This window comes from Streptomyces sp. NPDC036822, from assembly GCF_055609145.1.
Genome location: NZ_JBVJPY010000015.1, coordinates 49,766 through 71,044, shown reverse-complemented (window position 1 = coordinate 71,044; position 21,279 = coordinate 49,766). Strand labels below are relative to the sequence as shown.

Sequence of the window (21,279 nt, the reverse complement as noted above, 5' to 3'; positions counted from 1 at the left end):
GACGCCCGCCACGCAAGCCGTTTGCGTGGCGCGCGTCGGCCCCTTGCGGTCGTTGCGCCCCCGAACGGTGCACCCACGGGCCCTGAAGGCCCCCCGGGTGCCCTCCGGGTGCCCCGAGGGTGCGCCTGGAGGGGAACGCCCCACTCGCCCTCGCTTCGCCTGCCTGCGCTCTACTGTCAAACAATTACGAAATCAGCGCGAGATCTTGCGTTCACTTGTCGACGGTGGTTGAGTGTGCCGCGCCCCACAACGCACCGGCGGTGGGGTGAACTCCACGCCCTTGGCCCGAAGGGGACCACCCATGAGAAGTGCTCGGTTCCGCCGCACCCGCCGCGCCAGCGCGGTCACCCTCGTCTCCGCCCTCACGCTCACCGCGCTCGCCGCCTGCGGCACGAGCAGCAGCGACAACAACGGCGACGGTGGTTCCGAAGGCGCCGGGTCGTCCGACCCCACCGCCCCGCTCGACCCCAAGACGAAGGTGACGCTCACCATCGACTGCATGCCGCCCGCGGCGAAGGCGGCCGAGCTCAAGGAGTGGAAGGAGGACGTCGCCACGTTCAACAAGACGTACCCCCACATCACCATCGAGGGCCGCTCCACCCCCGGCCAGTGTCTGGAGCCGCCGCGCTTCACGGCGATGCTCAAGGCCAAGTCCCAGCCGGACGTCTTCTACACCTACTTCACCGACCTGCCGCAGGTCCTCGACAACGACGGCGCCGCCGACATCACCGCCTACGTCAACGAGAAGACGGTGCCGCTGCTGGGGGACATCGACCCCGACGTCCTCGCCTCGCTCAAGCAGGACGGCAAGCTCTACGGCCTGCCCACCAGCAACTACCGCATGGGCCTGCTCATCAACCGCAAGCTCTTCCAGCAGGCGGGCCTCGACCCGGACGCCCCGCCGCGCACCTGGGCGGAGGTACGCACGGCGGCCAAGAAGATCGCGGGCCTGGGCCAGGGCATCGCCGGCTTCGGCGAGTACAGCGCGGGCAACACCGGCGGCTGGCACTTCACCGCCCAGATGTACAGCGTCGGCGGCGAGGTCGTCGACGCGAGCGGCAAGAAGGCCGCCTTCAACGACGACCTCGGCAAGCAGGTCGCCAAGAACCTCCACGCCATGCGCTGGGAGGACGACAGCATGGGCAAGACCCAGCTGCTCAAGTGGGGCGACCTGCAGAAGCAGATCGCCACCGACAAGCTCGGCATGTTCCTCGCCGCACCCGACGACATCGCCTACATGGTCCAGCAGCTCGGCGCGAAGTACGAGAACTTCGGCATGGGCCCGATACCAGGCGAGCGGGCCACCCTGGCCGGCGGCAACAACTACATGATCAAGAAGGGGATCTCCGGCGACAAGATCAAGGCCGCGATCGCCTGGCTGAACTTCAAGAACCTCACCGTCGGCAAGGGCCAGTTCGACTGGGAGCGCACCAAGAAGGACGGCCTGCCCGTCGGTGTCCCGCAGCCCAACTTCTGGCTGAACGACTCCAAGGCCAAGGACGACGCCGCGCGCGTCACGCACGCCACCATGCCGGTCGCCAACTTCAAGGCCTACATGGACAACCCGGTCGGCGGGAAGGCGGAGCCGCCGAAGGCCCAGGAGGTCTACAAGGTCCTCGACAACGTGATGTCCGGCATCCTCACCAACAAGGACGCCGACGTCGACAAGCTCCTCGCCACGGCCGAGGCCCAGGTCAACCAGGTCCTGGCCCACCCGTAACGGGTCCGCGCGGGGGCGGTGACCGAGCACCACCCGAGCATCCGCCCCCCGCCGCGAGCGCCGATCCCCGGTGACCGGCGCCGCGCGACGACCGCATGACGCGTCGCGCGCCGAGCCCCGGCCGGCGCCCGCCCCGACCGCCCGTGGCACCACCCGCGGAACCGCAACCGGCAGACCAGTACCAAGGAGCGACGATGTCGGCCCCCAGCCTGACCCCGAGCAAGGCGGACGCCCCCCGCCCCTCCCCACCGCGCGCGGCCGGCCCCCGACCGACCGGCGGCCACTTCGCCAAGAGCCTCCGGCGCAACCTCACCGCCCATGGCTTCCTCATCGGCGCGGTCCTCTGCTTCGCGCTGTTCTCCTGGTTCCCGATGGTCAGGGAGTTCATCCTGGCCTTCCAGAAGACCGAGGGCGGACAGACCACTTGGGCCGGCTTCGACAACCTCGCCACCGTCGTCAACGACCCCGCCTTCTGGCAGGCCTGGCGCAACACCCTCCTCTTCACCCTCCTGGCCCTGGTCTTCGGCTTCGCGGTGCCCTTCGTGGTGGCACTCGTCATCAACGAGTTCCACCACGGCCAGGGGTACCTCCGCCTGCTCGTCTACCTCCCGGTGATGCTGCCGCCGGTCGCCTCGGTCCTGCTCTTCAAGTACGTCTACGACCCGGGCTACGGCCTGCTCAACGAACTCTTCCGCTTCCTGCGCCTGCCCGAGCAGCAGTGGCTCCAGGACCCCGACATCTCCATGCTCGCGGTCGTCATCGCGTCCACCTGGATGAACATGGGCGGCGCCGCCCTCATCTACCTCGCCGCCCTCCAGGGCATCCCCGGCGAGCTGTACGAGGCGGCGGAGCTGGACGGAGCCGGTCTGCTGCGCAAGATCTGGCACGTCACCATCCCGCAGACGCGGCTGATCCTGTCGCTGATGCTCCTCATGCAGATCATCGCGACGATGCAGGTCTTCGTCGAACCCTTCCTGCTCACCGGCGGCGCCGGCCCGGAGGGCTCGACGACGACGGTCGTCTACCTCATCTACCAGTACGCCTTCAACTTCAACGACTACGGCGCCGCGGCCGCGCTCGGCCTGCTCCTGCTCGTACTCCTGGCCGGATTCTCGGCGGCGTACGTGAAGCTCAGCCGCGCCGAGGACGAGTAGGCAGGGGAGACCAGCATGTCCACACGTACTCTCATCTCACCGGCCCAGCTCGCCAAACCCCGGGGCAAGGCCCTCTACTGGGCGACCTTCGCCCTGGTCGTCAGCGGCTTCACCCTGCTCTTCCTCGGCCCGCTCTACTGGATGGTGTCCAGCGGGTTCAAGGACGCCCAGGAGGTGATCCAGACCCCGCCGACCCTGGTCCCCGGCTCCTTCGAGCCCGGGAACTACACCCGGGCCTGGGAGGTCATGGACCTCGCGACCCTGCTCTTCAACACCCTGTACTACGCGTTCGGCGCCCTCGCCTTCCAGCTCGTCCTGGACGTCGCGGCGGCCTACTCGCTGTCGAAGCTCCGGCCGGTCCTCGGCAAGGCCATCCTCGGCATGATGCTGGCGACGCTGATGATCCCGGCGACGGTCCTGGTGGTACCGCAGTACCTCACGGTGCTCGACGTGCCGATCGTCGAGCGCAACCTGCTCAACACACCCTGGGCGATCTGGCTGCCCTCGGTCACCAACGCCTTCAACATCTTCCTGCTGAAGCGCTTCTTCGACTCGATCCCGAAGGAGCTCCTGGACGCCGCCTCGATGGACGGCGCCTCCCCGATGCGGGTGCTGTGGTCCATCGTGCTGCCCATCTCACGGCCGATCCTGGGCGTGGTGTCGATCTTCGCGATCGTCGGGGTCTGGAAGGACTTCCTCTGGCCGATGCTCACCCTGCCCGACCCCGCCAAGCAGACGCTCAACGTCGGCATCTACTCCCTCTCCAACGGCGTACCCGTGAACGTGCTGATCGCGGCGCTCACGATCGCCTCGCTGCCGACACTGCTCATCTTCCTGGTCTTCCAGCGCAACATCATGAGCGGCCTGACCGCCGGCGGACTCAAGGGCTGACCCGCGGGCCCGGCCCCCCGGCCTCCCGCCCGGGCCGCGCACCTGCCCACCCCCGTCGGGTGCGCCCGCGCGCCCCTCCGCATCCTCCCCAGCCTTCGCCGCCGGACCGTCCGACGCCGCCCCGCCGACCGGCCCGGCGGCGAAGCCCACCCTGCCCGAAAGGACCCTCACGTGGCAGCCCCTCACTCGCCCCGCACCGACGACTGGTGGCGCGACGCCGTCATCTACCAGGTGTACCCACGCAGCTTCGCCGACGGCGACGGCGACGGCACCGGGGACCTCGCGGGCGTCCGGACGCGACTGCCCTACCTCGCCGAACTCGGCGTCGACGCCCTCTGGTTCACCCCCTGGTACCTCTCGCCGCTGGTCGACGGCGGGTACGACGTCGCCGACTACCGCACCATCGACCCCGCCTTCGGCACCCTCGGCGAGGCGGAGAAACTGATCGCCGAGGCACACGACATCGGCATCCGGACCATCATCGACATCGTCCCCAACCACGTCTCCGACCAGCACGCCTGGTTCCGGGCGGCTCTCGAGGCCGGTCCGGGCAGCCCCGAGCGCGAGCGGTTCCACTTCCGCCCCGGGCGCGGCGAGCACGGCGAACTCCCGCCGAACGACTGGCCCTCCCAGTTCTCCGGCCGGACCTGGACCCGCGTACCGGACGGCGAGTGGTACCTCCACCTCTTCACCCCCGAACAGCCCGACCTCAACTGGGCCCACCCGGCGGTCCGCCAGGAGCACGAGGACGTCCTGCGCTTCTGGTTCGAGCGCGGGGTCGCGGGGGTCCGCATCGACTCCGCGGCCCTGCTCGCCAAGGACCCCGCGCTGGCCGACTTCGAGGAGGGCGTCGACCCCCACCCGTACATCGACCGCGACGAACTCCACGACATCTACCGGTCCTGGCGTGCCATCGCCGACGAGTACGGAGCCGTCTTCGTCGGCGAGGTGTGGCTGCCCGACTCCGAGCGCTTCGCCCGCTACCTCCGGCCCGACGAGCTGCACACTGCCTTCAACTTCACCTTCCTCGCCTGCCCCTGGGACCCCGGCCGGCTGCGCCGCGCCATCGACGACACGCTGGCCGAGCACGCCCCGGTGGGCGCGCCGGCGACCTGGGTGCTGTGCAACCACGACGTGACACGGACCGTGACCCGCTACGGGCGCGAGGACACCGCGTTCGACTTCGCCACGAAGGCCTTCGGCACACCGACCGACCTGGAACTCGGCACGCGGCGGGCCCGCGCCGCCGCCCTGCTGACCCTCGCACTGCCGGGGTCGGTCTACGTCTACCAGGGCGAGGAGCTGGGGCTGCCCGAGGCAGACATCCCGCTCGACCGCATCCAGGACCCGATGTTCTTCCGTTCCGGGGGGACCGACCCGGGACGCGACGGCTGCCGCGTCCCGCTGCCGTGGAGCGCGGACGTGCCGTACGCCGGCTTCGGCTCACGGGCCGAACCCTGGCTCCCGCAGCCCGAGGACTGGTCGGAGCACGCTGCCGACCGGCAGAGGCTCGATCCCGCCTCGATGCTCACCCTCTACCGCGAGGCCCTCCGGCTGCGCCGTACCACTCCGGGCTTCGGCGACGGGCCGCTGCGCTGGCTCCCCTCCGCCGACGGAGTGCTGGCCTTCGCCCGCTCCGAACACCTGCTGTGCGTGGTCAACCTCTCGCCCGTCCCGGTGGGGCTCCCCGCTCACACGGGCGTCCTGCTGAGCAGCGGCCCCCTGGACGCGGACGGAGCGCTCCCGTCGGACACCGCCGTCTGGCTGCGGACCTGACGACGGCGTGCGGGGCGGGGCGACGGTGTGGACCGCCGCCCCGCCCCGGACCGTGCACGGCCCGTCAGACGCGGTCGGCCGCGATCAGGACGTACTGGAACGAGCCGTCCTTGTAGGAGTTGATGAACGCCTCCTCGATGCCGGTGACCAGCGACGACGTGGCCCGCAGCTCCCAGTAGGGGAGGGTCTCGGGCGTCAGGTCGATGACCGCCTGCGGGACGAGACGGTTGTCGGCCATGGCACGCAGGTACTCACGGCGGGAGTGGATGTTGCACTCGAAGTGCGCGTTGATCTGCGAGACCCACTTCGAGGGCTGGCCGTACCGCGGGTTCCAGCAGCCGGTGATGGTGACGTAGCGTCCGCCGACCTTGAGGAGGCGGGAGTGCTCCGCGAAGAGGTCGTGCAGGTCGACGTACATGCTCGACTCGTTGTTCCAGGAGGCCGCGGCCCGCCCCGTCTCGAAGGGGGTGTCGAGCATGTTGCAGACCCGGGCCTGGACGTGGTCCTCGATGCCGAGTTCACGGGCGCGCCGGTTGGCGAAGTCGGCCTGGGTGGTCGACAGGGTGACGCCTTCGACGTCGCAGCCGAAGCGCTGGTGGGCCATGACCATCGAGCCGCCCCGGCCGCAGCCGGCGTCCACGAGGGTGTCGTCACGGCCGATGACGCCGAGGTGGTCCAGGAGGACATCGGTCTGCGCCGACTCCAGGCGGTGGAGCTCGGCGATCAGCCTCTTCTCGTAGGCGCTGTCGTCGGTGTTCCCGAGCGCGGCATGGTCGACGTCGCCGATGCCGTAGTGGTGGTGGTAGAGCCCGTCGACGTCGCCGAGCCGCAGGTTCACGGGCCTCGCCTCCTGGTTCCAGTACCGGGCGATGTCACCCTGGTAGGGGGAGGCCGGTGCCGGGACGAAGGCGGAGGTGCCGTGGGAGGTGCTGAACTGGGTGCTGGTCACAGATAAGTCCTTCTCTACCAGAAGTCGGGCAGGCTGTATCGATAGGTGTTGGTCTGGTGCCAGTAGTGGTTGCCGTCGACCCACACCGCCACGCCGCGCAGGAAGCGCAGCAGACTCGGGACGGGACAGGCGGCGGCCAGGGCGGCTGCTTCGGTCTCGAAGCCGTGCATGAGGTCGTTGTGGACCTCGACCGCCTTCAGATAGGCGTCGCGCTCGGAGCGCTTCTCGCGCTCGGCGATCACCACCGGCAGGTTCAGGTGCGTCCCGGGACTCGCCAGTTCCTTGGTGTACGAGTACAGGTCGTTGACGATCGTGGTCGCGTTTCCGGCGAGCGCGATGATCCGCTGAAGGGCCGGCTGGGCGTGCAGGTCGGCGGGGAGTTCGTAGCCCCCGACGGTGTCGGTGATGGTGGGGCAGGGGCGGAAGTTGTTGAACTGGCGCATCGCCAGGTACTCCCACACCTCCGGGACGTGGTCCGTCTCTGCCCACGCGGCCTCGGCGAGGTAACCCATGTGGAGACGGGCCATGTCGTGCCGGAACCGGTCCGCCTGCGAGGCGGTGGCCTGCCGGAGGAAGTACTCCATCGCCGAGCGGTAGGCGCGGCGGGGGGCGTCCGCCTGGAGCGACTCCGTCCACGCCGGCTCGTACTCCTCAGTCGTGTGCAGGGGGTCGAGGGCCGTGTGCGCGAGGAGGAGGCGGCTGCCAAGGCCGACGGGTGATCCGCCGTGGTCCTCGCAGTAGCAGTCGTCGACCGCGTTCTCGGCGACCATCAGCCGGGTGGCGATCATCAGGTGGTCCACGGTGGGAGCGTCCGGATGGCAGGCGACCATGTAGCGGCCGACGGAGAAGCCGTCGAACTGGTCCTCCCACTCCGGGGGGAACGCCTGGACCTCGTCCACCGCCCACGCCTTGATCCGGTGGCTGACCTCCTCCACCCGTACGGGGTCGGGCTCCGCGACCGGGTGGTGGTAGAGCCCGGGGATGGGTGTGCCCGCCGCCGAGGGCGGAGGTGCGGCCGGTTCCGCGGGTGCCGGGGGCGCCTCGCGCGGCGTCAGGCGCAGGCCGGCCGTGCCCAGACCGCTCGGGCCGCGCAGGAGGCGCTCCAGCGCGGGCGTCCCCAGCCCGGCCTTCGGAGGCTCGTCGCTCACGGGCGGGGCCGCCGGGGCGGGGCCGGGCATGCCGGCCGGTGTGAGGCCGAGGGCGTGGGCCCCGAAGTGTGCCGCTGCGGCGGGCACACTCGACTGCAGAGGGGAAGGCCCGGGATCGGGCATCCGTGACTCCTTGGTGGCGTGGGTCAGGGGGTCAGTCGCGCCTACGGGCGATCTGCACGTTCTCCAGCACGCCGAGTGCGTTGGGCACGAGGATGGCGGCGGAGTAGTAGGTGGTGACGAGGTACGAGATGATCGCCTGTTCGTTGATGCCCATGAAGCGCACGGACAGGCCCGGCTCGATCTCGTCGGGCAAGCCGGTCTGGTGCAGACCGATGACGCCCTGGTTGTCCTCGCCGGTACGCATGGCGAGGATGGAGCTGGTGCTGTCCTTGCTGATGGGAATCTTGTTGCAGGGCAGGATCGGGATGCCCCGCCACGCCGGCACCTGCTGCCCGCCCAGGTCGACGTGGTCGGGGTAGAGCCCGCGGGCGTTGAGCTCACGCCCGATCGCCGCGATGGTCCGGGGATGGGCGAGGAGGAGTTTGGTGCCGCGCCGGCGGCAGAGCAGCTCGTCGAGGTCGTCCGGGGTGGGCGGGCCGGAGTGGGGCTGGATCCGCTGTTTGAAGTCGGCGTTGTGGAGCAGCCCGAACTCGCGGTTGTTGATCAGCTCGTGCTCTTGCCGCTCACGCAGCGCCTCGACCGTGAGCCTGAGCTGTTCCTCGGTCTGGTTCATCGGCCCGTTGTAGAGGTCGGTGACCCTGCTGTGGACGCGCAGAATCGTCTGCGCGACCGAGAGTTCGTACTCGCGCGGGCGGAGTTCGTAGTCGACGAAGGCGCCGGGCAGCGCGACTTCACCCGTGTGACCGGCCGACATCGCGATCTCGGCTTCACCGTGCCGGTTCTGGCGCTGATCGGGAAGTGAACTGAAGTGCCGGATGTGTGCCTGGAGGCTCGGCGCCGCGGCCATCACGGCGGCGAAGTCGGCCCGGGACAGGGTGAGCAGGGTGCCGGCGGTCTCGGCGGTGGCGGTGTAGTCCCACCGCGCGTCGGCGTCCAGGAGGGCGTTCTCGCCGAACCGGTCGCCGTCCGCGAGCACGGAGACGGTGACCTCGTCGCCGTACTTGCCGACGGACGTCTGATTGACCCGTCCGTGCGCGATCAGATGGATCTGCTCGGACGGCGCGCCGCGCTCCGCCAGTACCTCGCCGGCCCGGAAGTCCCGCTGCACACACCGATCGGCGAGCCCGTTCAGCACCTCCTCGTCGTCGAACCCCCGCAGAAGGGCCAGTTCGCCCAGCTCGCGCGGGATCACCCGGACGTCGCCACCGGTCTGGACGAACTCGACGCGCCCGTCGCCGACGGTGTAACTCAGCCTCCGGTTCACCCGGTAGGCGCCACCCTTGGTCTCCACCCAGGGGAGCATGCGCAGCAGCCACCGGGAGGTGATCTCCTGCATCTGCGGGGCGGACTTGGTCGTGGTGGCGAGCTGGCGCGCGGCCGCCGTACTCAGACTGGACTGCCGGGGCGCGTCCCGTTGTTCTTCCGGGCTGGTCTCAACGGCCATCGGGCGGGCTCTCCTTCGCAGGGGGCGATCGGCGTATGTGTGCGCCGACCGGTGAAAGAGGAGGAATGCGGATGAACATCCGGGAATCCGTCCAGATCCCTGGGAACAGTAACGGCCGGTACGCACGCCTCGCCCGGAAGGCCGTGGGCATTCCCCAGATGCAGTGATCTCGATCAGTTCGGTGTTTAACCGCAGACCGGCGACTTCCGGACACCCTCGCGCCCCCTGGCGCGGACACCCATGCAGAACGGCCCCCTCCGCGATGCGGAGGGGGCCGTCGTGGCGCCTGGGATCAGGACCAGCTCTGGGCCGGAGACGCGTTGCAGTCCCAGGTGCGGAAGCCGCCCGCGACGGTGTCGTCCATGCAGCGGTTGGTGCCCTGGTTCTTGAGCTCGAGGGTGTTGTCGTTCCACCGCTTGACGAACCAGCTCTGGAACACGCCGTCGTTGCAGTCCAGGACGCGGAAGCCCAGGTTGCTGTCGTCGATGCACTTACCGGTCAGCACGTTCTGGAACCGCCGGGTGCCGTCACCCCACGACTTCACGTACCACTTCTGCGCATTGGTGTTGTTGCACGGGAAGGCGCGCAGGCCACCCTCGTTGGTGTGGTCGATACAGCGACCGGTCTCCTGGTTCTGGAAGGTGTTGACGGGGTCGGCCGTGGTCGCCGCCGAAGCCGTCGACGTACCGGGCAACAGGGCGAGTACGGCGACGGAAGCCCCGATACCCGCTGCGCGCTTCAGAACAGACACGTGAAATCTCCCTCGTGGTGGTCCATGCCGATGGCAACGGAACAGAGTCTGCTGAGGGCGGGAGCCCGGGAACACCGGTAACGCTGCATATAGACGCGGAGCGGAATCGATGCGAGAGTGGAGGATTTTCTCTCGCCGCCGCCCAGGCTGCCGCTGCCCCTGTCGCCGTCCGCACGGGGCGGCGGCGGGCGCGTCCGTAACACGTGCGATCCGCACGGTCGCCCCGTCAACTTCCGGGTACCGGGGCCGCCGAGAGATCCGTAGCGTCCCCCTGCGTCGAGGATCGCCGGACGGTCGAGGCGGGCCGCGGTCCGAGCCGGGACACCCGCACACGGACGCCGCTCCGGCCTCGCACCGCGAGCGCCGACGGCCGCACCGGCGGCACGAGGCACACCGACATCTGCAGCGAGCCCGCCGCGGTCGACGCCGCGGCGGCCCGACCCCGAAGGGGACCCCGACTGTGAACAGCCCGACCACCCCACGCGGCGGATTCCCCGCCGACAGCCCACCGAGCGGGAGGACGGCGCGGCTGCGTCGACTCGGTGTCGCCGGCGCGGCCGTCCTCGCCATGGCCGCGACGGCCCTGGGCCTGACCGGGGCGCCGCCCGCCGTCGCGGCGCCGGCCCGCTCCGCCGGTGTCGAGGTACCGGCCGGCGTCACCGCGGGCGTGGCGGTCTTCGACCGCACGACCGGCACCTTCACCGAGCGGCTCAACGAGAACACGCAGTTCCGGTCCGCATCGGTGGTCAAGCTGCTGATCGCCCTGGACTTCCTGCGCACCCGCGACCCCCGCCAGCTGCCCGCCACCGACCGGACCCGGCTCGACTCGATGCTGCGCAGCAGCGACGACACGGCAGCCGGCTTCTACTGGACCCTCGGCGGGAGGACGGCGATCATCCAGCGGACGGTGCCGGAGATCGGCCTGACCGGCACCTCCCACCCGCCCTCCGGCATGGAGGACTACTGGGGTTACGTGGCGACCACGGCCGCGGACACGGTGCGGATCTACCGCCACCTCCTGGAGACGGCGCCCGCGCCGGTGCGCGACTACGTGATGGGCAACCTGCGGCAGTCCACGCGCTGCGGCACCGACGGCTTCGACCAGCACTTCGGAATCGCGGGATCCTTCGTCCGGCCGTGGGCGCTCAAGCAGGGCTGGTCCGGCTTCGGAGCCTCCGGCGGATGCACCCCCAAGCCACCGACCACCGTCCCCGGCAACGCCGTGGCGTCCCAGGAGGAGCGGGCGACACCGGGGACCCACGGGCGGACCGCACGACGGACCGCCGCGGAGCGCACCCCGCGCGCCGGCGCCGCGGTGGACCTGACCCGCGAAGCACTGCACACCACCGGCACCGTGGGCGCGGGCGACCGCACCATCGTGGCCGTCTTCACCCTGCACCCCGACGGCACCCCGTACGGCACCGCGTACACCGCCGTCAACCGGCTCACCCGCTCCCTCGACGTGCCCGGCGCCACCCGCCCCGCGGGGACATGGTTCGGCACCTGGGGGTCGGGCGTGAACGTGCGCCCGCAGCCGACCACCGTCAACTCCCCGCCGCTCACCACCCTGCCGGCCGGCGTGGAGGTCCTGGTCGGCTGCCAGAAGCAGGGCCAGGAGGTCACCATCCCGCCGTACACCAACACCTGGTGGGCCTACCTGCCCCAGTACGGCGGCTACATCACCAACATCTACGTCAGCTCTCCCGGCAGCCAACTCCCGGGCGTGCAGACCTGCGCCGCCTCCTGAACCGAGCCGGAGGACGGCCCGGGGGCCCCGCGTCGGACGGACCGACGCGGGGCCTCAGCCGTGCTTTCGACCCCGATCTCCTTCACTTGCCAACGTTGTCGGGCCAAGACGCGCAACCCCCCGCGCACCCCTTCCCGACCGCGTTACGATGCCCGGCGGCTGATGACCGGCCGACACGGGGAAGGAAGATCGTCGATGAGCGGCATTCTGATCCACCTGCCGTCCGAGGAACGCTCGGAACCCACGACCACCTTGAGACTGGGGCCCGGAGAGGCCGCGCGCTTCGGCCGGGGAACGGCCGCCCACCCGGTCGAACTCCGTCTGCCGGACCCGGCCGTCTCCCGGCTCGCCGGCGAGATCCGGGTGACCGAGGATCACTGGCAGCTCACCAACTACTCCACCACCCAGAGCTATCTCGTGGAGAACCCGGAGGGGGCGGGGGAGTACCTCCGGGTCCCGCCGCGCCGGTCGGGCGCGCCGATCCCCTTCGAGTTCGCCCGGGTCGTGCTGCCCACCCGGGGCTCCACCGTCAGCTTCCAGGTGTTCGCGCCCGACCACGTCTACCTCGACGCGGCCGACCCCTCCGGAGCCTGGGGCACGGGCACCCTCACCGCCTACTCCCTGGACGAGACGGCCACGTACTTCCTCGTCCTGGTCGCCCTCTGCGAACCCCGGCTGCGTGACGAGTCGGCCGTCCAGGTGCCCACCACGCCCCAGGTCGTGGACCGGATCAGGAACCACCCGGCACTGGCCAGGCTGACCCCGCGGGCGGTCAGCGCCCACATCCAGTACCTGGCGGAGGAGAAGCTGCGGGTGCACGGGCCGCAGGACGCCGGCCCGGGGCGCGGGGTCCGGCGCACCGGCACACGCGAGGCCGTGGTCGGCGTCGCCCTCCGCTTCGGCCTGGTCCGCGAGGAACATCTGAGACTGCTGCCGCCCCGCTCACCGGGCGCCCCGCTCGCGGAGCCGGCGCGGACCGGAAGCGGCGGGTGAGCACGACGGTGGAGGCGTACGACGGGACCGGCGAGACGGTCGGGCGGGTACCACCCGGCTACCGCGTCGGTCGCTGGGAGGTCGTCCAGCCGATCGCCGACGGCGGCTGGGGACACGTCTACGAGGGCCGTGACACCGCACCGGGTACGCCCCTCGCGCAGCCGGAAGGGGCCGAAGGCGCGGCTGAGGAGGGGGAGGCAGGGCAAGAGAGGGAGCGGGCCGGGGAGACCGCCGAGGCGGGGCGGCGCGTCGCGCTGAAGTTCCTGCCGACCTCCGGGCTCGCACCCCGGCAGGCGGAACGACTGGCGGAGACGGCCCGGCGCGAGATCGAGTTCGGCCGCCGCGCGCAGCACCCCCGGCTGATGAGGCTGCTGGACTCCGCGGTGCTCGACGAAGCGGAGCTGCCCGGCCTCGACGGCGCCGTGGTGCTGGTCATGGAGCGGGCCGAGAGCAGCCTGCAGGACCTGCTGGACGCCGCGGACGGCGAGCCCCTGCCGGAGGCGGAACGGCTGCTGTCGGAGATCTGCGAGGGGCTGGCCCACCTGCACGGGCTCGGCTGGGTGCACGGGGATCTCAAACCGGACAACGTGCTGGTCATGCCGGACGGTTCGGTACGGCTCTCGGACTTCGGCCTCACCGTCGAGCTGGAGGGGACACGCGGTACCCACGGGTACATTCCGCCGCTCGGCTCGCCCGACTACCTGCCGCCCGAGCGCTGGAGGGCGCCGCTGGGCGAACGCGGCGTGCTCGTGCGGCCCAGCGCCGACGTGTGGGCCCTGGGGGTGATGATCCATCAGGTCTTCACCGGGGGAGCCTCGCCCTTCCCCGGAGCGACCCCGAACTCCCGGGGCGCGGCGGTCCAGGAGTACGCCGAGGGCAGGGCCCCGTTGCGGCTGCACGTCGCGGTGCCGGAGTTCTGGCGTGCCATGGCGTCCGACTGCCTCCTGCCGGGGCACGCCGAGCGTTCGGCGCACACCGCGCAGAGCCTGCTGGAACGCATCCAAGCCGCCGGTCGCGGCGGCGCGCGGCCCGCCACCGGGCTCCGGGGCGGGAAGCGGGGGGTGGCACTGGCCGTCGGCGCCGTGGTCGCCCTGGGCGGCGCGGCCGGCGGCGCCTGGTGGCAGTGGGGCGGCACCGACAAGGACCCCCGGCGGACGGCGTCGCAGGTGCGGCTGACGGTGTTCAACGCGGACGCCAAGTGCCGCGACCGCACGGACCGGGATCCGCTGTGCAGCCTCGGCCTGGCCATCGACCCGACCGCGCCGTACGTCATGGACAACGTCGTACGGACCCGCGTATGGCACGGTGACCCGCTCACGGTCGAGTGCGTCCAGGCGCGGGGCATCCCGGTCACCGACGAGGTGGGGACCAAGTCGTCCCGGTGGTACCGGGTGCGGCTGCCCGCGGCGGAGAGGGACCCGGAGGCCGTGCCCGCCACCGCCTGGCTGCCGGAGGTGCGGACCAAGAGCCGCCCGCCGGTTCCGGCCTGCGCGGACTGAGCCGCCGCGGGGTCGGTCGGGTCCGTCCGCACGGACCGGCCCTCATGGAGCGGCCCTCACGGATCGGCCGTCAGGGTCCCTCCGTACGGGGCCGGCCGGCCGCGTGGTCACGGGTGACCGTGATCGCGCGGCCGGTCGCCGCCGCGACCCGCTTGCCCGGTGGGCCTGCCGGGCGGGTGCGGGTGCGGGGTGTCAGCATGGGGTGCGTACGCCGCCGGTCTCGTCGCCCTTGAGGTAGATGCCGCTGACGTAGCCGACGCCGCCGGCGTTGAGGGGCAGGCGGATCCATTTGTCGTTGGTGACGCCCTCGGCGGTGATCTTCTGCCCGACGATCCAGCAGTGCGCGGGGTAGGACTGGTTGGGGTACACCTTGCTGACGATGTTGCAGGTGGTCGAGGCACACGAGCGGACGTTGGCCTCGGCCCACGCCGTCACCGACGTCCCACCCCCGCCACCACCACCGGGCGTGCACGGCAGGCCCACTCCGCGGTCGCGCAGGTAGGGCACCGGGTCGATGCCGCGGACCGACGTGGACGTGCCGACGCGTACCCGCAGGTGCAGATGGACGCCGGTGGAGTCGCCCTCGGACCCCATCAGGGCGATGCGCTGGCCGGCCGACACCTGCTGGCCCACCGAGACGTCCCGCTGGTACATGTGCCCGTACTCGGTCACGGTGCCGTCGGGGTGCAGGATGCGGATCCACTGTCCGTACCCCTGCGCGGGACCGGAGTTGATGACCTCGCCGGGGCCGGTCGCGTAGATCGGGGTGCCGAGCGAGCTGGCGATGTCGACACCGTCGTGGGTGCTGCTGTAGCCCTGGGTGACCACGCCCGCGGCGGGGCACGAGCCGGCGTAGGCGGTGGCGCCCGCGGGGCTCTTCGTCGCCGCGTGGCCGGGGGCGGCCATCGCCAGAGGCAGCAGCAGGGCCGCCGCTGCCAGCAGCGCGGCCCGCGGATTCATGCCGCGCAGTCCAAGTCGCACGTGAGGTTCCTTCCTGGAGTACGGCTCGTGATGAGCCGCGGGGTCCGGTGGTACGGCCTCCGCCCGTTGCGGGGGACCGGCCGGACGCCACGGAACATAGACGCGCCGCCCGCGAAGGGGCATCCGTAAGTTTGCGGAGAGACTCCGCCCCGGCGGTGCGGTAAACCCTGGAGCGTCGTCCCGAGCCGGCGCGTCTCACCGGTTCGGGTCGCCGCCGGGACGACGACGCGTCGCGGGCCGGTCCCGCATCCGGCCGTCGCCGCCGTCGAACGACCGGTGGCCGGCGTGCCGGCCGCGACCGCCTCGCCCGGCTCACGTCTCCGTCGTCATCAAGGGGGAAAACCCGTGCCTGTCACATCCGTCCGTTCCCGGTGGCGTACGCCGCCCCGCTGGACGCGCATCCTGTGTCCGCTGTTCGTCCTGGTCAGCCTGACGGCCCCGGCCGCCGTCGCCGCGGAAGGCGGGCACCGGGACGGTACGTCCCAGGCGGGCGGGCAAGCGGCCGGCGATCACCGGAAGGCCGGGGGTCCGAACGGCCGAGGCCAGGACAGCTGGCGCATCGACCTGGCGGGGCCGGAGGCCCAGCGGGGCAACATCGCCCGCGGCCAGGGCGGGATCACCGTGGAGGACGGCCACCGCCGCACGTCGTCGGCGCCCGCCAACTCCCACGCCGTGTACACCTCGCCCGGCACCGAACTCGGGCGCCCGCTGACGGCGTTCACCGTGCGGACCTCGGCGGACGTCCCGGTCGGCACCCAGGTGCTGACCGAGGTGCGCGGCGGCGACCGCCCCGACACCTGGACGCAGTGGCGTGCCGTCGACCGCGCGGGGAAGGTGCGGCTGCCGCAGGCCGTTTCCCGGCTCCAGGTCCGGCTGACCCTGCTCGGCGTACCCGGCGGGTCCTCGCCCACCGTCTCCGCCGTCACCGTCGGTGCCGCGGCCGAGCAGCCCGCGCCGCAGCAGACGCCGCAGGACGGGAAGGTGACGGCCGCGTCCGGGCCGACCTTCCGGCTGTTCGCGACCCGGGAGGGGCTGGTCGGCCACACCACGGCCAACGGCCACGTCATCACCGCGCGCGACCACTTCGTCGCCCTGCCCTCGCGCCGCATGCTGGCGACCAACGGCGGCCACGAGTACCAGGTACGGCTGTGCTACAAGGGCCGCTGCGAGACCGCACCCGTGTGGGACGTCGGACCGTGGAACACGAAGGACGACTACTGGAACCCGTCGAGCCAGCGGGAGATGTGGCGGGATCTGCCGCAGGGCACCCCCGAATCCCAGGCGGCGTACCTCAACGGCTACAACGGCGGGCTCGACGAGTTCGGCCGCCGGGTCGCCAACCCGGCCGGCATCGATGTCGCGGACGGTACCTTCTGGGACGGCCTGGGCATGACGGACAACGACTGGGTGGACGTCACCTTCATGCCGGACGGTGGTGGCGGGGGTGGGACGTCGGTGACGGCGTGGGCCGAGGCCAACGTCCGCTCGTGTGCCTCGACCACCTGCAACATCGTCAGCAAGGTGTACCCCAACCAGTCCTACCCCGCGCACTGCTGGATCGTCGGGCAGAAGATCACCGCCGAGGGCGTCACCAACGACAAATGGATCCGCCTGCCCCTCAACGCCGGCGGCGTCGGCTACGTCAGCGGCATCTACCTCAAGGGCGACGAGACCGGCGGCGTACGCACCCCATGCTGATACCCCGCACCCGCACCCGCCCGGCAGGCCCACCGGGCAAGCGGGTCGCGGCGGCGACCGGCCCTCCCGGGAAGCCCCCGGGAGGGACGGCCGCCGTGCGTGACGTTCAGCTCTCCGCCACGACGATCACGCAGTCTCCCGGCTCGAACCGCACCGTCCCCCGCTTGTCCGGGTTGACCGTGACGCCGTAGGACGGGCCCGTCGAGGACGCGGCGCGCAGGCGGTATCCGATGGCGCACTCGCGACGACGGCGCGCGGACTCGACGACGGTGGCGAAGGTGACCTCGCGATGCGGAAGGACATAGTCCTCGGCGGGCTTGAGATGGATCTCGCTGCCGTCCGCGGTGAAGAGTTCGTCGAAAAGGCCGGCCAGATGCCGGTTCTCCGCGATCTGCGTCATGAGCAGGCTGATCAGCCGGCCGCTGACGATGAAGTCGGCGCCCTGCCGCACCGGCGCCAGCAGGCGGTTGCGGTCGTCGGTCATCTCCGTGATGACGGGCAGCTCCCGTCGGGCCGACTCCTCGACGGCCCGGAGATGGAGCAGGGTGACCAACGTCCGGTCGTCCGTCTCGGCGTCCTGCGTCGTGGGGTGGCTCTCGTCGCCGATGACCATGACGCTGCCGTACGACGGGACGTCCAGCCGGGCCAGGGTGCGCCGCTCGGTGATGTCGCCGCCGACGAAGCTCACCGACAGGTGCCTGAGCGCCCCGCCGGCGGTGCGCACCGCGTCGAGCGTGGCGTCGTCGCCCAGGGCGACGACGTCGAGGGTGGAGCCGGGCCGTACGTACTGGTCCAGCTGCTCGATGATCAGCGGGGCCCGCCGGTTCCAGCCGAGCAGGAGCAGCCGCTCGGCCGCCCGCGTCCGGGGCGGCACGGTGACGATCGCGTCCTGGTCCACGGCCCCCGCGGGCGGGACGGAAGCGAGGGGCACGGCGGGCGCCGGGGGCGCGAGGGGCGCGCGGCGTGCGAGGGTGCCGACGGACCGGGCGGCGTCCGCCGCCGGCACGGCCGCGGACGCGCGGCGGGAGCGCGCCGCGGGGAGGATGCCGACGGTGGGAGCGGTGACGGCGGTCGGGGTCGTGTCGTCGTCCTCGGTGATGACGACGAGCCGGTCGCCGGCGCCGATGCGGGTGTCCGGGCACGGGTTCACGGCGAGAGTGCCGTCGGCGTGGACGAGGCCCACCACCGAGGAGGTGGCGAAGGCTCCCAGCGCCTCGCCGAACGGGCGGCCGGCGAGGGCGCCTGCCGGGACGACGTAGAACTCGGCGCCCGCGAAGTCGAGCAGTTCCTGGTAGACGAGGGAGAGGCCGGGCTGGCGCGAGGTCTGGACGAGGAGTCGGGCGACGATGTCGTCGATGCTGAGCACGTGCCCGTGCCGGCGTGCCGCGAGTGTGGCCGCCAGGTGGTGCCGCGGATCCCGCACCGCCGCCACGACCACACGGTCACCGGACGGTTCACCCGTCGCGTCCAGGGCGAGGAGCGTCTTGACGACCTGCGCGTCGCCGTTCCGGCCGCCGGGCGGGAGCACCAGGACCGCCTTGGCCGTGTCCGGGCTCACCAGGGCGAGGACCGTCGGATCGGTGAGGGGACCGCTGCGGCAGATGATCCGGGTGGTGCCGGTGTGGGGGACGTGGCCGGCGATCTCAGCGTCCATCTCGGCCTTGTCCTTGTCTGCGAGGACGGCGACGGCCGCTCTGCGCTGGTTGGCGTTGGCCGCCACCAGCTCCGTGATCACGGGGTACACCTGGTCGGACCAGCCGAGCAGTACGGTGTGCCGTTCCTCCAGGACCACCGACCGTCCCAGCCGCAGCGCCATCAGGCGCTCACTGAGGCCCGTCGTGATCAGGCCGACGAGCGCCGACACGAACAGCAGGGCCACCAGCGCCAGCAGGACGGAGGTCACCACGTAGAGAGGCGGCCCGACCTCACCGCCCAGCCGCAGGGTGCGCCCGACGCTCTGCCAGACGGCCCCCGCCCGGCCGGAGAACGTGGACGGCGCGGCCCGGTCCGCCCAGACGAGAACCACGCTCGCCGGGACCACGATCGCGAGGCACACCAGCGAGAGCCAGCCGATGAGCACGGGGGTGCCGTAGGCCATGAGGTTGTCGAACCCGTACCGCAGACGCGACCACGTCCGGGACGCGCGTGGTGCTGCCATGAGTCCCCCTGAACGACTGCCGCGCGCACACGCTTTCCGGCACGTGCGTCCCTCGGTCCTGCGGCCCAGTGTCGTGGCGCGCATCGCGCGAGCGCCCGCCTTCGGCGCCCCCTTCACCCGCAGGTGGCACACACCTCACCCCCCTGCCGTACGCACGGGCGCGGGTCGGGGGCCGCCCGGGGGCGACGCGCCTACGGCAGGATCGAGTCCACGCATCCGCCGGCCACCCGCAGCGCGCCACCCGCCGTGGCGGTCACTGCCCCCGGATCTCGTCGAGTGAGAGCTGCGTCGCGGCCCGCGCGCGCACGAACCAGTCGGCGAGGACGGCTGTCTCGTCGGGGGTGTAGTCGGCGAAGAGGGCGCCGAGCCGTTCGTAGTGCGGGCCGTACACGCTGAAGACCCGGGCGGCGGCCGTCGCGTCCAGAACGACACGGACGCGCCGGCGGTCCCCGGGGTCCGGCTGCCGGTGGACGTATCCGGCACGCTCGAGGCGGTTCAGTACGCCGGTCACGGCGCCGGTGGTGATGTTGGCGCGCTCGGCCAGATCGCCCGCGCTCAGGTGCTGGTCCCCCGCGCCGATGATGTGGCCGAGGCACGTCAGGTCGGTGACGTTGAGTCCCAGCCTCTGGGCGATGTCGTGCTGGGAGACGAGGGCGAGCGCGATCATCCGGTCCATCGCGTCCAGTGCCTGCTGCGGTGTCGCCTCGGGGCGGGGCTTGCCCTTCACCGGAATTCTCCTTAGCATCTAAGTTACTTAGCTCGTGAGATAAAACATCCTGCTTCCGTGAAGATACAGACAGGATCGGCTTGAGGAGATATATGAGCGGCATGCACGGCGACCACGACCTCGGCCACACCGTCGCCGGATGGACGGGCACCTGCCTCGCCCTTGTCGGGCTCACCTTCTCCGGCGGTGCGATGGTCGCCGCGTGGGTCACGGGCTTCTGGCTCGGGCTGGCCGTGGTCGTCCTGGCGGCCCTGGTCACCTGGGCGCTCCATCTGGGCGGCTGGGGCAAGGCGAGCGGCCCGCGTGTGCCCGCCGAACAGTCCTGGCGCGCGAAGGACCGGACGGCCGAGCAGGGCCATCCGGACTGCGTGGGGTGTCGCGTGGCGAGGCGCGGCCGCTCCGCGCACGCGGTCGCGGCGGGGAGGCGGCCGGCGGCCGAAGCCGCCTGAGTCCCGGGCGGGCGACGGGGGAGGTGTCCGTGAGGCGCGGGGCGCCTTCGGCGGCGGCGCGAACGATCCGCGCCGCCGCCGAGGGCGACGTCCGTCAGGACAGTTTGCCGTCGTAGTCCGGCAGCTTGAAGGTGCGCTCGGCGTGGCCGCCGACGAGGTCGGTGGTGTTGTTGCCGATGTTGGCGATGATCGTGTAGCCCTTGGCCTCGATCTCCGCCCGCTGCGCCGTCTTGTACGTGCTGACCGGCCCGAACAGGTCGGGCAGCGAGCGTACGTACAGCCCGTCCACCGGGTAGCCCGCCTGCTTCAGGTTCCAGTCCGTCAGGGAGTAGATGATGCCCGGACGGGCGGTGACGAAGAAGACGGCCACTCCGCGGTCGTGCGCGCCGCGCACCAGGTCGCGTACGTCGGCGATGGCCGGGGTGGGCAGCTCCCAGAAGGGGTGGAAGTCCGTCTCCAGGGAGGAGTTGTCGATGTCGAGGACGATCGCCTGCTTCTCCTCGTCGGCCTCCTCCGAACGCGCCTCGATGTACGGGCGGGCTTCGGCGACGACCGCCGCCACGTCACGGCGCCAGGTGGCGTAGTCCACGCCGCCGAGGGCGGCCGACGAGAGGGTGGTGTGGGTCTCGGCGGCGGTGGCGGCGGGCGCCGGGCCGACGACGAGGAGAGTGGTCAAGGCGACGGACGCGGTGGCGCCGGCGGCGGCGCGTCTGCGGAGGGGGGTGGAGGGCATGTGGGGGCTCCCAAGGAGTCGACCGGTTCACTGGTTGACATGCTCGCGGCCCATACTGGACGGTAGGCGTCCAAAGGGCTACCGGTCGGTAGCCACTTTCTGAGCGGACGCCGACATCCCGGTGGGGGGCGGGCGTGGGGGCGGCGTCGTGAGGGCGAGGTGCGGGGCCGGTTCACGAGGGGGCGGCCTCCGGGTACCGGTCGAAACCGCGCACAGAGGCGTCGCATGGGCGCCTCGCGGCTGGACGTCGGCAACTTCGTCTCGTCGGCTTCCCCCGGACGTCGGACGGCAGCGGCCACGGGCCGGCTTCGATCGTGGCGGAGCTCGACGCGCACTCG

General features: G+C 71.6%; 17 protein-coding genes. 9 read left to right on the top strand and 8 right to left on the bottom strand.

The annotated features are described in order from the left end of the window. Positions 1 to 301: 301 nt before the first annotated feature. From ACZ68P_RS28160 to ACZ68P_RS28145, 4 genes are all read left to right on the top strand, one after another. The gene (locus ACZ68P_RS28160) at positions 302 to 1,720 is read left to right on the top strand and encodes an ABC transporter substrate-binding protein (protein WP_471011006.1); all 1,419 of its coding nucleotides are present in this window, start codon (positions 302 to 304) and stop codon (positions 1,718 to 1,720) included. A 194-nt stretch (positions 1,721 to 1,914) separates the two neighbouring features. After that, on the top strand, positions 1,915 to 2,874 hold the full coding sequence (locus ACZ68P_RS28155; protein ID WP_471011003.1) for a carbohydrate ABC transporter permease: 960 nt from the start codon (positions 1,915 to 1,917) through the stop codon (positions 2,872 to 2,874). Between the two features lie 15 nt (positions 2,875 to 2,889). Then, positions 2,890 to 3,765: a carbohydrate ABC transporter permease gene (locus ACZ68P_RS28150; protein WP_471011000.1), complete on the top strand. Its 876-nt coding sequence runs from the start codon at positions 2,890 to 2,892 to the stop codon at positions 3,763 to 3,765. 171 nt (positions 3,766 to 3,936) lie between these two features. Beyond that, the gene (locus ACZ68P_RS28145; RefSeq protein ID WP_471010997.1) at positions 3,937 to 5,541 is read left to right on the top strand and encodes a glycoside hydrolase family 13 protein; all 1,605 of its coding nucleotides are present in this window, start codon (positions 3,937 to 3,939) and stop codon (positions 5,539 to 5,541) included. 64 nt (positions 5,542 to 5,605) lie between these two features. On the opposite strand, the gene ACZ68P_RS28140 is transcribed toward ACZ68P_RS28145, so the two are convergent. The 4 genes from ACZ68P_RS28140 to ACZ68P_RS28125 all read right to left on the bottom strand — a co-directional run bounded on the left by ACZ68P_RS28140 (position 5,606) and on the right by ACZ68P_RS28125 (position 9,956). Then, positions 5,606 to 6,490, bottom strand: a complete 885-nt coding sequence (locus ACZ68P_RS28140; RefSeq protein WP_471010995.1) for a geranyl diphosphate 2-C-methyltransferase — start codon at positions 6,488 to 6,490, stop codon at positions 5,606 to 5,608. 14 nt (positions 6,491 to 6,504) lie between these two features. After that, positions 6,505 to 7,761, bottom strand: a complete 1,257-nt coding sequence (locus ACZ68P_RS28135; protein ID WP_471010993.1) for a family 2 encapsulin nanocompartment cargo protein terpene cyclase — start codon at positions 7,759 to 7,761, stop codon at positions 6,505 to 6,507. Between the two features lie 31 nt (positions 7,762 to 7,792). Further along, positions 7,793 to 9,205: a family 2B encapsulin nanocompartment shell protein gene (locus ACZ68P_RS28130; protein ID WP_471010992.1), complete on the bottom strand. Its 1,413-nt coding sequence runs from the start codon at positions 9,203 to 9,205 to the stop codon at positions 7,793 to 7,795. A 292-nt stretch (positions 9,206 to 9,497) separates the two neighbouring features. Further along, complete coding sequence (locus ACZ68P_RS28125) at positions 9,498 to 9,956, bottom strand: RICIN domain-containing protein (RefSeq protein WP_471010989.1); 459 nt, start codon at positions 9,954 to 9,956, stop codon at positions 9,498 to 9,500. Positions 9,957 to 10,524: 568 nt separating this feature from the next. Here ACZ68P_RS28125 and ACZ68P_RS28120 point away from each other — a divergent pair. The 3 genes from ACZ68P_RS28120 to ACZ68P_RS28110 all read left to right on the top strand — a co-directional run bounded on the left by ACZ68P_RS28120 (position 10,525) and on the right by ACZ68P_RS28110 (position 14,195). Then, the gene (locus ACZ68P_RS28120) at positions 10,525 to 11,703 is read left to right on the top strand and encodes a serine hydrolase (protein ID WP_471011157.1); all 1,179 of its coding nucleotides are present in this window, start codon (positions 10,525 to 10,527) and stop codon (positions 11,701 to 11,703) included. 195 nt (positions 11,704 to 11,898) lie between these two features. Then, a complete protein-coding gene (locus ACZ68P_RS28115) occupies positions 11,899 to 12,696 on the top strand; it encodes an FHA domain-containing protein (protein ID WP_471010987.1) in 798 nt (265 codons plus the stop codon). Next, on the top strand, positions 12,693 to 14,195 hold the full coding sequence (locus ACZ68P_RS28110; protein ID WP_471010984.1) for a serine/threonine-protein kinase: 1,503 nt from the start codon (positions 12,693 to 12,695) through the stop codon (positions 14,193 to 14,195). The genes ACZ68P_RS28115 and ACZ68P_RS28110 overlap by 4 nt, the downstream gene beginning before the upstream one ends. 192 nt (positions 14,196 to 14,387) lie before the next feature. Here the strand turns inward: ACZ68P_RS28110 and ACZ68P_RS28105 are convergent, their stop codons facing one another. Next, the gene (locus ACZ68P_RS28105; protein ID WP_471010982.1) at positions 14,388 to 15,176 is read right to left on the bottom strand and encodes a peptidoglycan DD-metalloendopeptidase family protein; all 789 of its coding nucleotides are present in this window, start codon (positions 15,174 to 15,176) and stop codon (positions 14,388 to 14,390) included. 345 nt (positions 15,177 to 15,521) lie between these two features. On the opposite strand from ACZ68P_RS28105, the gene ACZ68P_RS28100 reads away from it, so the two are divergent. After that, positions 15,522 to 16,874: an SH3 domain-containing protein gene (locus ACZ68P_RS28100; RefSeq protein ID WP_471010979.1), complete on the top strand. Its 1,353-nt coding sequence runs from the start codon at positions 15,522 to 15,524 to the stop codon at positions 16,872 to 16,874. Between the two features lie 106 nt (positions 16,875 to 16,980). Here the strand turns inward: ACZ68P_RS28100 and ACZ68P_RS28095 are convergent, their stop codons facing one another. Together ACZ68P_RS28095 and ACZ68P_RS28090 are read right to left on the bottom strand one after the other, a co-directional pair. After that, positions 16,981 to 19,032 carry a CASTOR/POLLUX-related putative ion channel gene (locus ACZ68P_RS28095; RefSeq protein WP_471010978.1) on the bottom strand — a complete coding sequence of 684 codons (2,052 nt, stop codon included), beginning with the start codon at positions 19,030 to 19,032 and terminating at the stop codon, positions 16,981 to 16,983. Positions 19,033 to 19,285: 253 nt separating this feature from the next. Next, positions 19,286 to 19,759, bottom strand: a complete 474-nt coding sequence (locus ACZ68P_RS28090) for a MarR family winged helix-turn-helix transcriptional regulator (RefSeq protein ID WP_471010975.1) — start codon at positions 19,757 to 19,759, stop codon at positions 19,286 to 19,288. A 92-nt stretch (positions 19,760 to 19,851) separates the two neighbouring features. On the opposite strand from ACZ68P_RS28090, the gene ACZ68P_RS28085 reads away from it, so the two are divergent. Then, positions 19,852 to 20,208, top strand: coding sequence for an HGxxPAAW family protein (locus ACZ68P_RS28085; protein ID WP_471010973.1), 357 nt, complete (start codon positions 19,852 to 19,854; stop codon positions 20,206 to 20,208). 94 nt (positions 20,209 to 20,302) lie between these two features. Here the strand turns inward: ACZ68P_RS28085 and ACZ68P_RS28080 are convergent, their stop codons facing one another. Next, on the bottom strand, positions 20,303 to 20,941 hold the full coding sequence (locus ACZ68P_RS28080) for an HAD family acid phosphatase (protein WP_471010970.1): 639 nt from the start codon (positions 20,939 to 20,941) through the stop codon (positions 20,303 to 20,305). Positions 20,942 to 21,279: the final 338 nt, after the last annotated feature.